The sequence below is a fragment of the Shewanella sp. OMA3-2 genome (genome assembly GCF_021513195.1).
Lineage (GTDB): Bacteria > Pseudomonadota > Gammaproteobacteria > Enterobacterales > Shewanellaceae > Shewanella.
Map to the genome: position 1 here is coordinate 2,791,238 of NZ_CP090974.1, position 16,468 is coordinate 2,807,705.

Consider the following 16,468-nt stretch of genomic DNA (forward strand, 5'->3'; position numbering starts at 1 on the left):
TTCCACTACTCACTATTCTGAGTCTCGGCTCATTCTGGCCATATAAAAACCATCAAAGCCATGTTCTGCAACTAAAATCGTTTCATCATCTATCAAGCTAAAATGGGGGTTATCAGCTAGAAAACGATCAACTTGATTACGATTTTCATCAGGCATAATTGAACATGTTGCATAAATCAACATCCCCCCCACCTTTACCATCCGGCTGTAACTGTCAATAATTTGCTTTTGCAGTTCAATCAATATCGGTAAACGCTCGGCTGTATCGCGCCATTTTGAATCAGGGTTACGTTTTAGCACCCCAAGCCCTGAACAAGGCACATCAAGTAATACTCGGTCCGCAGTCAGCTTTAACCGTTTAATGGTTTTAGAGCTAGCAATAATGCGGGTTTCAACATTATGCGCACCGGCTCTTTTAGCACGGGTTTTAAGGTTATCAAGTTTCCATTGCTCAATATCCATCGCTAATAATCGCCCTTTACCTTGCATTTGTGCGGCAATATGCAAGGTTTTACCTCCTGCACCAGCACAGGCATCAACCACACGCATCCCTGGTTTAGCATCAACTGCAGCGGCAACAAGTTGAGATCCTGCATCTTGTTGCTCAAATAAACCTAATTTGAAACATTCGGTTCGAAACAAGGCCGAATCAGATATCACCTCTAGTGCACTGTCAACACGCTCAACTATTTGAGTATCTACACCTTCTTTGGTTAGCTTTTCCATCAAGGTTTCACGATCACACTTTAAGGTGTTCACTCGAATATAACGCTTAGGGGCTTGCATTAATGCCGCGCGTTCAGCGGGCCATTTTTCACCTAATTGTTCATGACCTAAAATATCTAACCATTCTGGGCAGCCATCCCATAAAGTGGGTATCGCTTTAGCTGCTTCAATATTGGCTCTCAATGTCGCTTCATCAACTTGCAATGAATATTGCATTTTAGGTAAGGCTAAATCATGGAACAGATGCCAGCCATTAAGTAATTTAGAGCCCAAACGCTCAAATTCATCCTGTTCAATGTCTACAATAAAACAGTACAGATTTAAGCGACGTAAAATATCACCTGTCACAACAGTTATACGCGCCTGCTCAGCAGGTTCAAGCTGTAGACCAGAGAAGTTATGTGAATAGGCACGATCTAATGGCTTGCCCTGGTTTAAAACCATGGTTAACACATTTAACACCAGCTCAGAAGAACTGCCAGATAAAGAATAAGTCAGCATAACACTCTCAATTTAGACACAATGGATAAACAGAAACACAATTGCGCCGATCATAGGTATTTACGTCACTGATAGCAATAAAAAAGCGACCTAAATGGTCGCTTTACATAGTCATATGGCTTGTTAGCTACTGAATGTAACCTAAATTACAATTTTGAGCCTTTTGCGCCATAAAACAAGATAAACCCATAACATATTACAGGTAAAATAAACGCTGGCTGTAAGCCCATACTGTCAGCCATCACACCTTGTAATAATGGGATGATTGCGCCACCAACAATGGCCAAGCATAGAATACCTGAGCCCTGTGAAGTATGTGGACCTAAATCACGTAACGCTAGACTGAAAATAGTAGGAAACATAATTGAGTTAAATAGTCCGACCGCTAAAATAGACCACATGGCAATCATGCCTTCAGTATTCATAGCCACTAACACTAAAGCAGCTGCCATTAATGAATTGAATGCTAACACGGTTCCCGCTGGAATTTTTTGCATTACCGCAGAGCCAATAAAGCGCCCTATCATTGCCCCACCCCAGTAATAAGCAATATAGTTAGCTGCATCAGCTTCTTTTAATCCGGCAATGTTTTCTTCACCTAAAAAGCTGACTAAAAAGCTGCCAATTGAGACTTCTGCACCCACATAAACAAAAATACCCACTGCACCTAAAACAAGGTGTAACGATTGAACAGCACTGGTTTTACCGTTGTGACTAATTTTACCGCCAACATCAGCAGGTTCATTATGTTCAACAATTTTTGGTAACGTGATTTTGGCAAAGATAGCCGCAAGCAATGCCAACATAGCCGCCAAAATTAAATAAGGTAATTTTACCACTTCAGCTTCTGCCTGAGCATGGCTTAAGTCACCCGTTGCACCTGACGCAACGGATAAAATTAATACCGCACCAAAAAATGGCGCCACTGTAGTCCCTAATGCATTAAATGCTTGGGTTAAATTGAGTCGACTTGATGCGGTTTCAGCACTGCCTAATGCATTAACATAAGGGTTGGCTGCAACTTGTAAAATGGTGATGCCTGAAGCAAGTACAAATAGCGCGCCTAAAAATAGCCCATATACCGCAAGCGCAGCTGCAGGATAAAACAATAAACAACCAATACTGGCAATGACTAGCCCAGTGACTATGCCTTTTTGATACCCTAGTTTTTTAACCAACATACCCGCTGGAAGTGACACTAGAAAATAGGCACCAAAGAAGCAAAATTGAATTAACATGGCTTCTGCATAACTCAGTGAAAATACCGATTTCAGATGAGGAATAAGAATATCGTTCAAGCAAGTAATAAACCCCCACATAAAAAACAATGAGGTTAATGACACGAGTGCAAAACGGTAACTGCCATTGCCACCCGACGCAGAGGTATTTGTTGCACCTGATATTGTTGAAGCCATAATTAAGGTCTCTTATTTATTGTTGTTATTGTGACACTTAAAGCGTGTTAAGTGCGGTTGTAAACTAAAACGCCATTAATCAAAGAGGTTAATGGCACAATCTTATACTTATGATAAATCAGCGAAGAAACTAGCAAACGGCGGCAGTTTTATCTGCTTAGATTTATCAATCTCTCCTGCAAGTAATCCATGCTCACTGTGGATATCACCTAGCGTCACTGAACTTGGCGCATCTGAACTTAGTACCCAAGCACCTAAGTCAAAATAAGCTGTTTCAGCGGTTAAATTGAATAACACCAGCATGGCTTTATCGCTATTGTATCGTTTAAACGCTAACACTGCCGGCGGGGCATCAATAAACTCAATATCCCCTTCTATCAATACAGCCTGATTTTTACGCCACGCTAAGAAATGACGGTAGCTATGCAATACTGAGTGTGGATCCATTTCTTGCACATCAACTGCTTGATTAGCATGTTCAGCAGGAATAGGTAACCAAGGCTGCCCTTGAGTAAAACCTGCCTGAGTCGCTGTTTTCTCCCAAGGGATTGGCGTTCGACATCCATCGCGGCCTTTAAACATTGGCCAAAATGCAATCCCAAATGGGTCTTGCAGTTGTTCAAACTCGATGGGGGCTTCTGTTAAACCTAACTCTTCACCTTGATAACTACAAATACTGCCACGTAATGAACACAGCATACCGTTAAGCATTTTGACTAAGTCGGTATTGGTTTCACCTTTGCCCCAACGAGACGCTACACGTTGTACATCATGGTTACCAATGGCCCAACATGGCCAGCCGTCACCAATACTGGCTTCTAATTCTTCCACTGTTTGACGAATGTAGGCTGCGCTAAAATCATCGGTTAATAGCTCAAAGCTATAAGCCATGTGTAAACGATCATCACCTTGAGTATATTCAGCCATAGTCGCTAATGAGTCTTCAGAAGAGACTTCACCTAAGGTCACTGCGCCTGGGTAGCGATTAATTAATCCACGTAACTGTTCAATAAAGCCTACGGTTTGCGGACGAGTATTATTATAGTAATGATATTGATAAGCGTACGGATTGTCTTCACTAAAACCTCTTCCCTGACGCTGGTCTTTAGGTTTTGCGGGATTATCACGCAGTTGCTCGTCGTGATAACAAAACGTAATCGCATCTAGGCGGAAGCCGTCAACGCCTTTTTTAAGCCAAAATTCGACGTTATCTAATACCGCTTGGCGTAAATCGTCGCAATGAAAGTTTAAGTCTGGTTGGCTTTTTAAGAAGTTATGTAAATAATATTGCTGACGACGAGGCTCCCATTCCCAAGCACAGCCACCAAAGATAGCCAGCCAGTTATTGGGGGCGCTACCATCGTCTTTAGGATCGGCCCATGCATACCAGTCGGCTTTAGGGTTGGTTCTGCTTTGACGACTTTCTTCAAACCATGCATGTTGATCAGAGGTATGACTGAGTACCTGATCGATAATAATCTTAATATCTAAACGATGAGCTTTGCTAATTAACTCATCAAAGTCAGCCATAGTACCGAACATAGGGTCGATATCGCGATAATCGCTAATATCGTAACCAAAGTCTTTCATCGGTGATTTAAAAAAAGGCGAAATCCAAATTGCATCTACGTTCAGACTAGAAATGTAGTCAAGTTTAGCAATGATCCCCTGTAAGTCACCCACGCCATCATCGTTCGAATCCATCAAACTGCGTGGATAAACTTGGTAAATTATTCCGCCGCGCCACCAGGTTACTTGACCCATTACATTCCCTCTAAATGATGCTTAACATCGACCCACTATTCCAATGCTGTTAAACACATGTTGCGACGTTATAACACGTCATCGTGATATTGTTGTTGCATTGAGGATACGTGAATAGGGAAATGCGGTTCAATAGACCTGCATACGTATGCATAAAAATACTTTCAAAATAATTGCTTTTAAAATAGCAATATCACAAACGTATACATACACTTAAGCAATAGAACTCCTATCTTGCTCACGTTAATAAAATGTAAAGCAACCACAACTTTATTACGACAAAGCTTTTGAATACGTATGCATAATATTGTCGGCCAAACAACCCTAGGAGTAGTATCGTCACTGTTGTGCAACAATTTGGTCATAACTTCAGCATTTACTGCAGTCAAATAAGCAGGCTGATACAAAAACACAATAAAGACTGTAACCAAAATCAAAAAGATTGCTAATACTTGAACTCGATAAATCAAGGTTAAGCCGTCGCAAAAGGGGAACGATGAATGTTGCTATTTAAACCAAGCCTACTCACATTAGCGTTAGTCGCTGCAGGAGCAAGCATTAGTGCTTATGCTGCTGACGATGTGAATGCCGCTGTCTCTGCCGATGAAAATATCGAAGTGGTAAAAGTCACTGGTATTCGCCGCAGTTTACAAGAATCACAATCACTAAAAATGTCATCTTCTTCTATCGTAGAAGCTATTTCTGCTGAAGACATTGGTAAATTGCCGGATGTGTCAATCGCTGAGTCACTAGCCCGTTTACCTGGTGTATCTGCACAGCGTCTTGATGGACGCGCTAACGTTATCTCTATTCGCGGTATGGGCCCAGATTTCACCACGGCAACACTAAACGGACGCGAACAAGCCTCTGTGAACGATAACCGTGGTGTTGAGTTTGACCAATATCCATCAGAATTATTAAACCGAGTCGTTGTATATAAAACACCTGACGCCTCTGTGATGGCTCAAGCCATTGGCGGCACGGTTGACATGCAAACTATTAGTCCATTAGCACACGGTGAGCAAACTTTTGCCATTGGTATGCGTGGCGAAATGAATGACCTAGGCGCACTTAATAGTGGCTCAGAAGACAAAGGTTATCGCGGCAGTATCTCTTATATCGACCAATTTGCTGATGATACTATCGGTATTGCGTTAGGCTATGCGCGTATGCAATCGCCTAACCAAGAAGAACGCTGGCAAGCATGGGGTTACCCAGAAAATGCTGCTGGTGATAGCGTATTAGGCGGTGCTAAACCATTTGTACGTTCAAGTGAACTTGAGCGTGATGGTGTGTTAGCTGTTTTTGAATATGCACCAAATGATTTTTTCCATTCAGTGGTAGACGTTTACTACTCTAAATTCACCGATGACCAACGTTTACGTGGTATTGAAATTCCTGCAGCTTGGGGCGCTAACGGCGGTGTTGAAGCGACTAAAACGGAAGACGGCTTAGTCACTGAAGGCGTGATTCGTGGCGCTGAAGTTGTGGTGCGTAACGATGTCAACAAGCGTGATGCTGAATCATTGTCAATTGGTTGGAATAATAAGTTCCAAGTTAATAACAATTGGTCTGTTGAGGCTGATATTGGTTTATCTAAAGCTGACCGTACCGACATTGGTATGGAAAGTTACAGTGGTACAGGCCGTGGCACTGGTGTTGGCGCAGTTGATGACTTAGGCTTTATGAATAATGGCAATGGTGGTTATGAATTTAGCCACAGCCTAAATTATGCAGATCCTAGCGTAATTAGACTTGGCGACTCACTTGGTTGGGGCAGTCCACTGGGTCCTAATACTCAAGATGGTTTTATCAATAAACCTGAAATTGAAGATGAATTACAGTCTTTTCGTTTAAGTGCTGAGTATGTCTTTGATAGCGGCGCATTTCGCAGCATCGAATTTGGCGTAAACCTCACTGAACGTGACAAAACAAAATTAGACAAAGGTTACTACTTAACTCTTAAAGGTTATGACGGCACCGATCCTAATTATATGATGACAGTACCAGACCAATACCTGTTAGCGCCGACATCACTTGGCTTCTTTGGTATGGGTGATGTGCTCAGCTATGATTCATTAGCCTTCTATAATGACGGTAACTATACTGAAACTGACGTCGCTAGCGTTGATTTATCACGTGCTACCAATTCTTGGGCAGTAAGTGAAGAAATTACCACAGCATACGTGATGGGTAATTTAGAAACTGAATTATTTGATATCCCAGTGACCGGTAACCTAGGTTTACAAGCAGTACAGTCTAAGCAAAGCTCTGACGGTACTGTGGCAACGGTTGCTGATGGTGAAGTCACCATGACACCACGCACAGCAGGCGATGATTATGTTGAATGGTTACCGAGTATCAACTTAGGCTTTGAAGTGGCTGATAGCCAAATGATCCGCTTTGCCGCAGCGCGTACATTAACTCGCTCTCGCATGGATCAAATGAATGCTAACGTTAACTTTAGCTACAATGAAAATCCAAATGACGGTATTAACTGGTCTGGTGGTGCAGGTAACCCTGAACTACGTCCTTGGTTAGCCCGCCAGTTTGATTTAAGTTACGAAAACTACTTTAGTGACCAAGGTTACTTTGCAGTAGCAGCATTCTATAAAGACCTAGAAAACTTCGTATACAATCAACAGGCTGTATTTGATTTTAGTACAATTTTACCGCAAAACCCAGGTGATAACCCAATGGGTCTAGTATCGCAACCACAAAATGGTGACGGCGGTTATGTACAAGGTATCGAAGCAACATTCTCGTTAGACTTCGGCTTATTTGCTGATTCACTAACGGGTTTTGGTACTGTGCTTAGTGGCGCTTATAACGATTCTGAAGTTAAAGAAACCGCAGACAGTGACCCTACGGCACTGCCTGGTTTATCAGAAAAAACATTTAGCGCAACGGTTTACTATGAAAACTCAGGCTTTGAAGCCCGTGTTAGCTCACGTTACCGTAGCGACTTCTTAGGTGAAGTCACTGCTATCAGTTTGACTCGTCAAAATGTTAACGTTAAAGCTGAAACCGTGGTTGATGCGCAAGTGGGTTATGACTTTACTGAAAGTGGAATTGATGCCTTATACGGTCTATCAGTGGTACTTCAAGTGAACAACTTAACCAATGAGCCATTCACTTCATATACTGGTGATGATGCCCGTCATGTACGTGACTATCAAAACTACGGTCGCAATTTCATGTTAGGTGCGAACTACAAGTTCTAATCTAGCGGCGACTAAAAAGCCTCTGTAACCTGTTACAGGGGCTTTTTTACTTTATAGCTAATATTACAAGGCGATTACTATGAATAATAACAAAATCAATAACATTGTAATTGTAGGTGGCGGTACATCGGGTTGGATGACAGCGGCCATGCTCACTCGGCTATTTAAGTCTCAACTCAACATTACCTTAATTGAATCTGAGGACATTGGTACCATAGGCGTTGGCGAAGCAACAATACCCCCGCTACAAATATTTAATAGTGTGCTGGGCATTAAAGAAGCAGACTTTATCAAGCAAACCCAGGCCACCTTTAAATTGGGTATTGAATTTGAAAATTGGGGCAAACAACAACAAAGTTATATGCATGCCTTTGGCGACATAGGTAAAAACATTGGTTTTACCCAGTTTCACCATTATTGGTTAAAATCAAACCCACTAGCTAATGCCGACTTCTGGCAATACTCTCTCAATTACCAAGCAGCCAGAGCCAACAAATTTAGCCTAATGGACAAGGTTCCTGGCTCGCCACTGGCGGGCATTACCCACGCCTATCATTTCGATGCAGGCCTTTATGCCAAACTACTGCGCCAATACAGTGAAAACCTTAACGTTAAACGTGTTGAAGGAATAATCACCTCCACTCAATTAACTCAAAACGGCGATATTGAGTCGGTGACGTTAAATGATAATCAGTGTATTTATGGTGACTTTTTTATCGATTGTTCAGGCTTTGCCGCACTCCTTATTGAAAAACAATTGCGCGTTGGTTTTGAAAATTGGCAACACTGGCTTCCCTGTGACAGTGCTTATGCTGTGCAATGTGAACGCACAGCAACAATCACGCCCTATACACGTTCAATTGCCCACGATGCAGGCTGGCAATGGCGTATACCGTTACAAACCCGTACCGGTAATGGTTTGGTTTATTGCAGTAAATTTATCTCCGATGACGATGCTAAAGCACTGTTATTAAACAATCTTGACGGTAAACCATTAACCGAACCCAGAAAGATTACCTTTAAAACTGGCCGACGTGAAAAGCAGTGGTACAAAAACTGTGTCGCTATTGGGTTATCAAGTGGATTTTTAGAGCCGCTGGAATCAACCAGTCTTCATTTGGTTCAGTCAGCCATTATTCGGCTCAGCAAACTATTTCCCCATAATGGGGTTCAGCAAGCCAATATTGATGAGTTTAATCGCCAATCAAAAACAGAGTTTGAACAAATTCGTGACTTTATTATTCTGCATTACCACCTTAATCAGCGGGTAAATAAGCGCGATGAACAAGCTGATTTATGGCAACAATGCCGCGAAATGACCATACCTGAATCACTGCAACAGAAGATAGATTTATTTAAAGCAACAGGTACCGTGACTCGTCATCAGGATGAATTATTTACTGAAGCCGCCTGGGTGCAAGTGATGTTAGGCCAAGGCATAACGCCAAAGGATTTCAATCCACTGGCTAATAGCATTCAAGATAGCGATTTGCAGGAGTTTCTGTCTAATATCAAAACCATCATAGGCCGTGCAGTTGATGCAATGCCTGAACATGAGCATTTTATTAACACCCTGTAGATGACAGGCTTTGATAGCTGATGCTTTACACCAGCCCTTAAAGTAATCAGCTTAAACCGTTTTATCGATAACTGAGTCACTTAGCTATTAGCTATTAGCTATTAGCTATTAAGAATTAGCAATTAAGAATTAAAAACTAAAATTAACTAAGGTATCCCATGGAATTAACTCGTCACCAGCAGGCCAACGCCCTTATCTCAGGTATGATATTCAGTGCCACTGTCTTGTTCAGTGCAGCGACTTTTGCTGATATAAAGTCAGCAAAAGTAGAATCCGCTAAGGTTAACTCAGTGGCCGTCGAACCAGAGTTCTGGTGGTCTGGTATGCACAATAGTCAATTACAACTATTAGTGTATGGCAAAAATATTAGCCAATTTGACGTTAAACTGATTAATGCCACCGATATTAACTTAGTCAGTGTTGACGCTGCACAAAGTGACAATCACCTGTTTATCAATCTAGACTTAGCTAATGCACAACCACAAACGTTAACTATCGGGCTTTATGATAATAATACCTTAGTACAACGTATTGATTACGCTATTCTCGCCCGAGAAAAAGAGTCTAGAAATCGTCAGGGATTTAGCAATAAAGATGTAATTTACCTCATCACCCCCGACCGTTTTGTAAATGGCAATCCTGATAATGATAATCACCTGGATATGCTTGAACAGGCTAACCGAGCCGATAAAGATGGCAGGCATGGTGGTGACATTATGGGTATTCGCAAAGCGCTACCCTATTTGAAGGATTTAGGTGTGACTCAGTTATGGATCAATCCATTACTGGAAAATAATCAAGCGCAGTATTCTTACCACGGCTATTCAACCACCAACTTTTATAAAATTGATCCACGCTTTGGCAGTAATCAAGAATATAAATCCCTGGTAGAAGAAGCTAATACCTTTGGCATAGGTATTATTAAAGATGTGGTTGTTAACCATATGGGCTCGGGTCATCAATGGATGAAACCTAATGGTTTAGGTTTTCCAACCTCGACATGGATTAACGGCCAAGCTAAATGGCAACAGGATAGTAAAGATATTACCTACACCAGCCACAGACGCACTACAGTACAAGACCCGTACACAGTGACCGCAGACACCGCTGAGTTTGAAGATGGCTGGTTTACCGACACCATGCCTGATTTAAATCAGCGCGATCCGCACTTTGCTACTTATCTTATTCAAAACAGTATTTGGTGGGTCGAATATGCAGGCCTAAGTGGTATTCGTGAAGACACTTACTCTTACGCCGATAAAGCTTTTTTAGCAAAATGGTCTAAAGCTGTGATGGATGAATATCCGCACTTTAATATTGTGGGTGAAGAATGGACCGCCAACCCTGTCACGGTAAGTTATTGGCAAGCTGGCAAAAATAACAAAGACGGTTATCAGTCATACGTGCCTAGTATGATGGATTTCCCTTTGTATGAAAAAATCATTTCAAGTTTGAATGAAAAAGAAGACTGGGGGTCTGGGTTAATCAACTTATATGAAATGCTCGCCAACGATGTGGTGTATGCCGATCCTACTGAGCTGGTGTTATTTGAAGGTAATCATGACACTAATCGTTTATACAGCTTGTTAAATGAAGACATGGCATTATACAAAATGGCCATGGCATACGTGCTCACCAGTAACCGTATTCCACAAATTTTTTATGGTACTGAAATCGCGATGACCAGCCCAACAAAAGACCGAAATGATGGCGCGGTTAGAGCTGACTTTCCAGGTGGTTGGCAAAGCGATAGCAGCAGCGTGTTAGATAATACCAATCTCAGCGCCAGCCAATTAGATGCGCTTAATTTTAATAAAACACTATTAAATTATCGTAAAAAGTCTGTCGCCATCGCGTCGGGCACATTGCAGCACTTCGCACCTAAAAATGGGGTTTACGTGCAATTTAGACAAGCCGATGGTGAAACCTTGATGATCATTTATAACAAAAATGAACAGCCCGTTGAGTTAGATTTACAGCGTTTTAATCAAATTATTCAGCAATCGAAGCAGGCGAAAGATATCCTAACATCTAAAACTTACTCATTGGATTCAGCGCTTAAATTGACACAAAAAGGTGTCACTATTTTGTCAATCACTCAATAAAGAATACAAGACTTATATGATGAAACAATATCAACATAACCGTTATGCGCTATCAATCATCACCGCAACGGCTCTACTAACACTGTCGGCTTGCTCAGACACTGCGCCTAACACTGCCGATTCAGCTAAGCAGATAATAGAGGCTAAACAAGGCGTTGCTAAACAAGATGCTGTTAAAGAAAACGGGCCGAGTAAAGAGTCAGCAAACAAATTTAGCCCTGAGTTGCCCCATAAAGCCGTGGTTTATCAAGTATTCACTCGACTTTATGGCAACACCAACACAAGCAATAAACCTTGGGGCACCATTGATGAAAACGGCATTGGTAAATTCAGCGACTTTACCGACACCGCATTGCAAGATATTAAATCATTAGGCACCACCCATATTTGGTATACCGGAGTCCCCCACCACGGGGTCATTAATGACTACAGTGCAATAGGTATTAGCAATGACGACCCTGATGTGGTCAAAGGCCGTGCGGGTTCACCTTATGCGGTAAAAGACTATTACAATGTTAACCCTGACTTAGCAGATAATCCTGCTAACCGCTTAGCCGAGTTTGAATCGTTAATTGCCCGAACCCATCAACAAGGCATGAAGGTGATTATCGATATCGTACCTAACCATGTGGCGCGTAATTATCAATCTTTATCCTCGCCCGCAGGTGTAGAAGATTTTGGCGCTAAAGATGATAAAACCCAAACCTACAGTAAAAATAACAACTTCTATTATGTGATCGGCGAAAACTTTCAAGTCCCTGAGGCAAGTAATGGTTATCAACCACTTGGCGGCGATACTAATCCACTCAGTGACGGTTTGTTTACTGAGTCACCAGCTAAATGGACGGGCAATGGCTCACGTTTAGCCAAACCGGACGCTAATGACTGGTATGAAACAGTTAAAATTAATTATGGTGTTAAGCCCGATGGCAGCCATGATTTTCCTGCCTTGCCCAGTGGCTTTGACACAAAATCTGCCGCTGAACATTATCAATTTTGGCAATCGCAACCAAATGAGAAGATTCCTGATTCATGGCGTAAATTTGAAAACATCACCCAATACTGGTTAGCCAAAGGTGTTGATGGGTTTCGTTACGACATGGCCGAAATGGTGCCCGTTGAATTTTGGAGCTATCTCAACAGCCACATTAAACACACCAAACCCGATGCGTTCTTACTTGCAGAGGTATATAACCCAAGTCTTTATCGCGCCTACATTCAGCAAGGTAAAATGGATTACTTGTACGATAAAGTCGACTTATACGACACCCTAAAGAACATCATTCAAAACAAAGCCAGTACCGCTCAAATTGCAACCGATCAGGCAAAAGTTGCTGATATTGAAGCGCATATGCTGCACTTTTTAGAAAACCACGATGAACAGCGAATTAATACCGCAGACTTTGCTGGCAGCCCTGAAGCCGCCTTACCTGCTATGGTTATATCAACCACATTAAGTCGCTCGCCGACACTAGTGTATTTTGGTCAGGATGTGGGCGAGCAAGGTGCAGAAAATGCCGGTTTTGGTCAGCCTACTCGCACCAGTATTTTTGATTATATCGGCGTACCAGCACATCAACGTTGGATGAATAACGGCAAGTTTGATGGTGGACAATCAACAGACCAAGAAAAAGCCCTGCGTCAATACTATCAACGCCTGTTAAATTTAAGCCACAGCGCACCGGCATTACAGGGCGAATATCAGGAATTAGATACCACTCAGCGTCAACTTAACGTGGTCGGATATGATGATAAAGTGTTTGCCTTTAGCCGTTATAATCAGCAGCAACAATTAATTATTGCCAGTAACTTTAGCCAGCATGAAGCCAAGCAATTTAACCTTGTATTACCGCAAACATTAATCAAAACATGGCAAGTCAGTGAAAATAGATCATTAACCGACTTACTCACATCGCCACAAACGCCCTATTCATTAGCAATACAAGCTGACGGCAGCGCAATAGTTGATATTAGCCTACAACCGCTACAATCTGTGATACTTGATCTTAAGTAACAATAAAGTAAAGACCATAACTTCCGACTCCCACCCTTAGAAACATTCGAGGGTGGGCTTTGTACGTTGATATTAAAGCTTGATAAATCATAATAAAGTCTGTTATGAATCCCTAAAGGTGTAACACCCATTATAATGGTTAATATCTAAGATTATGTGGGTGAACTGAAAGAAAGCATGGTTCTTATAGGAACTGTGTTTTCATTGCTGATTAGGATCGGATAGGGGCGATATTGGCAAACTCATTTCTGCCCCAAAGTTACTTAGAATCAAAACTCTATTTAACAATGCTTGCCTTCGTTTTCCATACAAAATTTAATTGATACTGCTCTTTTACAGAGACCATTTTTTACTGCCTAGATTGCATAATCTAATGAGCTGATTTTATATACAGTTATAATGCATTTTGGTTTAATTTATATAAAACAAGATAATAAGTAAATCCAAGTGCGTAATACCATGATGCCGATCGGTCAATACCATTCAAGCCGATCACTTTTTTGTTCGCCAGTAGACCTCCGTAAAATCTAGCTTCAGTGATCGGCTTCAGTCAAGGTATTTAGTTTTTTTCGCATCGATTCGCCTTTTAATTCCAACTTTATTGCTCCGTGAACAAGTCGATCTAGAATCGCATCAGCATGTGTCGATTCTCCTATCATTTCATACCAATTTTCGATCGGTAATTGACTGGCAATTAATGTCGATTTTGTATCATATCTTGCATCAATTAATTCCAATAAATCACTACGTTGTTGAGCCGTTAATGGCTCTAATCCCCAATCATCTAAGATCAGTAAATTAGCAGAGCTAAGCTTGTTGATCAGTTTTCGATAACTACCATCGGCTTGCGCTAAGAACATCTTTTCTAATAGCTCCTTGAGCCTAAAATAATAAACGCTACTCCCTTGTTGGCAGTGGTTTTGACCAAGAGCGCAAGCGAGGTAAGTTTTGCCACACCCCGTTGCTCCCGTAATCAAAATATTTTGGTGAAGGCGAAGCCATTCACCTTGTGCTAATGAACGGATCTGAGTTTTATCGAGTTGTCGTGCTGCGCCATAGTTGAGTTGAGCAAGCGTGCCGCCAACTCTGAACTTTGCTTGTCGAGTTAGGCGGTCAATTTTACGCTGGTCACGCTGCGTTATTTCATGCTCAAGCAATAAACTTAGCCGCTCTTCGAAGCTTTGTTCTACGTATAGATTAGGTTGTTCAAGTTGCTGTAATAGCGCATCACGTATGCCGCTTAGCTTTAAGTTACTTAACTGGTTATTGACTTGTTGATTGATATTTTTCATAAGATTTCCTTTGATTGGTTAGTTTTTATTAATGGTAATAGTTATTGCCGCGGATATTTTTATGATCAATATCTTGTAGCGAATCACCCTGAGCTTGTGGCAAGGGTTGCTTATCCAAGCCTTTTTCTAAGATGGTTTTCACTTGTTTTACGCGAGTAACACCTGTGGCTAATGCGCGATGACAGGCGGCTTCAAGACGTTGGTCTGTAAACTTCTTGCCTAGGCTTAATAACCCCATACAAGCACGGTAGCTTTGCTCTGGATGCTTTTTAGCTTGCATCAATTGCATAACAAACTGCTCGGTTGATTTACCAAACTGACTTGCCCAGCGCTCAAATCGCTGCGGTGTCCATTGCTGTTGTTTTTGGTGAGCGATAGGCATATGTAGCTCAAGTGTTGTATGCGCACCTTCTCGGTATGATCTGGGGTGAACAGCGACTCGTATGCCTTGATGGTAGAGTGTCACCAATTTTCCTGAGGCATGTGCTTCAAGTTTTTGCTTGATCAAGGTATGTGGCACTGAGTAATAGTGCTTTTCAATCTCAATATGATAATCAATATGTACTCTCACTTGTTTCACTAAGGTGTAGCTGTAAGGCTGCAAGGGCAATGGTTTTAACGCTGGTTTATCAATGGCTTCAAATTGACTTAATCGTGAGCCAGGATGTTTTTTCATTTGTCGCTGATTTAAATCGATGAGTAATTCTTGAATCTTTAGATTTAATTGACGCAAGCTAAAAAAGGTTTCATTACGAAGACGTGCCATGATCCAACGTTCAACAATTTGTACACCCACTTCAGCCTTGGCTTTATCCTTTGGTTTATAGGGTCTTGCAGGCACAATGACGGTATCGTAATGCGTCGCTAGTTGTTGGTAGGTTGGGTTTAAGTCAGGCTCATATCGGCAGGGTTTGGTGACGGCACTTTTAAGGTTGTCAGGAATGATCTGCTCAGGAACACCACCAAGAAACTCAAAACAACGGGCATGACTCATCACCCAATCTTCAAGTTTCTGGCTGTAAGTCGCTTCGGCATAGGTATAATTTGATGCCCCCATGACCGCGACGAATACTTGTGCAGTACGGCATTCGCCTGTACTTCTATCAACAATACTCATGGTTGGGCCACAGTAATCCACAAACAGTTTTTCACCAGCTTTATGGTTTTGTCGCATCGAGGGTTTTTGGCATTTAAGCCATGCCTTGTACTGACGGCAGAAGTGAGTGTAACTGTAAAAACCTTCCGCGTGCCGCTCTTTGTATTCTTCCCAAAGCAGCAACAACGTCATGGTTTTAGGCCGAAGCTCTTGTTGAACTAACGACCAGTCAGGAATGGTAAAGCCTTTTAAACGAGGCTTTGTTTTGAAAAACGCTTGTTGTAGAGAGTTATCATCCCACTTCTCATCAAGCGGCCAGCAAGTAATGTCTAGCTCTGCTGATTTACAGGCATATTTAGACACGATTGAGGGTGAAACAGATAAGCTTTTTGCTATCTGACGATGACTGAGTTTACAGCCGTATTTTAGTCTTAAAATTTCTTTGAGTTTACGCATTGAAATAGGTGCCGTTGGCATGGTCATTCTCATCATCAAAAATGAAAAGAATAACGGTTAAAAACACCTACGGGCAGACAAAAAAGTACAAAAAACGAACGGTACTATTCAAGCCGATCACTCAATACTATTTTGACCGAAAAGTGATCGGCATCGATGGTATTGAGTGATCGCGATGAATGGTATTAGGTGATCGGCTTAGATGGTATTAGGTGATCGCGATGCATGAGAATATGCATCAAGGTAGTAAGTATCAATTATGCGATTAAACTTAACTGATTGATATTGTAGTAAAT

The 16,468-nt window shown here is 41.7% G+C and carries 9 protein-coding genes; 4 read left to right on the forward strand and 5 right to left on the reverse strand.

Going from position 1 to position 16,468, the window contains the following annotated elements:
- Window positions 1-12: 12 nt before the first annotated feature.
- The 3 genes from L0B17_RS12350 to L0B17_RS12360 form a co-directional block, all read right to left on the reverse strand.
- Window positions 13-1,227 carry an RsmB/NOP family class I SAM-dependent RNA methyltransferase gene (locus tag L0B17_RS12350; RefSeq protein ID WP_235085190.1) on the reverse strand — a complete coding sequence of 405 codons (1,215 nt, stop codon included), beginning with the start codon at window positions 1,225-1,227 and terminating at the stop codon, window positions 13-15.
- Window positions 1,228-1,373: 146 nt separating this feature from the next.
- A complete protein-coding gene (locus tag L0B17_RS12355; protein ID WP_235085192.1) occupies window positions 1,374-2,642 on the reverse strand; it encodes a sugar MFS transporter in 1,269 nt (422 codons plus the stop codon).
- A gap of 108 nt (window positions 2,643-2,750) precedes the next feature.
- On the reverse strand, window positions 2,751-4,406 hold the full coding sequence (locus tag L0B17_RS12360; protein WP_235085193.1) for an alpha-glucosidase: 1,656 nt from the start codon (window positions 4,404-4,406) through the stop codon (window positions 2,751-2,753).
- A 500-nt stretch (window positions 4,407-4,906) separates the two neighbouring features.
- On the opposite strand from L0B17_RS12360, the gene L0B17_RS12365 reads away from it, so the two are divergent.
- From L0B17_RS12365 to L0B17_RS12380, 4 genes are all read left to right on the forward strand, one after another.
- On the forward strand, window positions 4,907-7,630 hold the full coding sequence (locus L0B17_RS12365; RefSeq protein WP_235085195.1) for a TonB-dependent receptor: 2,724 nt from the start codon (window positions 4,907-4,909) through the stop codon (window positions 7,628-7,630).
- Window positions 7,631-7,709: 79 nt separating this feature from the next.
- The gene (locus tag L0B17_RS12370) at window positions 7,710-9,209 is read left to right on the forward strand and encodes a tryptophan halogenase family protein (protein ID WP_235085197.1); all 1,500 of its coding nucleotides are present in this window, start codon (window positions 7,710-7,712) and stop codon (window positions 9,207-9,209) included.
- Between the two features lie 158 nt (window positions 9,210-9,367).
- Window positions 9,368-11,314, forward strand: a complete 1,947-nt coding sequence (locus tag L0B17_RS12375) for a glycoside hydrolase family 13 protein (protein WP_235085198.1) — start codon at window positions 9,368-9,370, stop codon at window positions 11,312-11,314.
- A 19-nt stretch (window positions 11,315-11,333) separates the two neighbouring features.
- Window positions 11,334-13,328: an alpha-amylase family protein gene (locus tag L0B17_RS12380; protein ID WP_443019951.1), complete on the forward strand. Its 1,995-nt coding sequence runs from the start codon at window positions 11,334-11,336 to the stop codon at window positions 13,326-13,328.
- A 533-nt stretch (window positions 13,329-13,861) separates the two neighbouring features.
- On the opposite strand, the gene istB is transcribed toward L0B17_RS12380, so the two are convergent.
- Window positions 13,862-14,620, reverse strand: a complete 759-nt coding sequence (gene istB, locus L0B17_RS12385) for an IS21-like element ISShfr5 family helper ATPase IstB (protein ID WP_011637026.1) — start codon at window positions 14,618-14,620, stop codon at window positions 13,862-13,864.
- Window positions 14,621-14,648: 28 nt separating this feature from the next.
- Complete coding sequence (gene istA, locus L0B17_RS12390; protein ID WP_041412878.1) at window positions 14,649-16,193, reverse strand: IS21-like element ISShfr5 family transposase; 1,545 nt, start codon at window positions 16,191-16,193, stop codon at window positions 14,649-14,651.
- Between the last annotated feature and the right edge of the window lie 275 nt (window positions 16,194-16,468).

Coding starts and splice junctions, on each gene's coding strand:
- L0B17_RS12350 (WP_235085190.1), bottom strand. CDS start 1,227: ATGCTGACTTATTCTTTATCTGGCAGTTCTTCTGAGCTGGTGTTAAAT.
- L0B17_RS12355 (WP_235085192.1), bottom strand. CDS start 2,642: ATGGCTTCAACAATATCAGGTGCAACAAATACCTCTGCGTCGGGTGGC.
- L0B17_RS12360 (WP_235085193.1), bottom strand. CDS start 4,406: ATGGGTCAAGTAACCTGGTGGCGCGGCGGAATAATTTACCAAGTTTAT.
- L0B17_RS12365 (WP_235085195.1), top strand. CDS start 4,907: ATGTTGCTATTTAAACCAAGCCTACTCACATTAGCGTTAGTCGCTGCA.
- L0B17_RS12370 (WP_235085197.1), top strand. CDS start 7,710: ATGAATAATAACAAAATCAATAACATTGTAATTGTAGGTGGCGGTACA.
- L0B17_RS12375 (WP_235085198.1), top strand. CDS start 9,368: ATGGAATTAACTCGTCACCAGCAGGCCAACGCCCTTATCTCAGGTATG.
- L0B17_RS12380 (WP_443019951.1), top strand. CDS start 11,334: ATGAAACAATATCAACATAACCGTTATGCGCTATCAATCATCACCGCA.
- istB (WP_011637026.1), bottom strand. CDS start 14,620: ATGAAAAATATCAATCAACAAGTCAATAACCAGTTAAGTAACTTAAAG.
- istA (WP_041412878.1), bottom strand. CDS start 16,193: ATGCCAACGGCACCTATTTCAATGCGTAAACTCAAAGAAATTTTAAGA.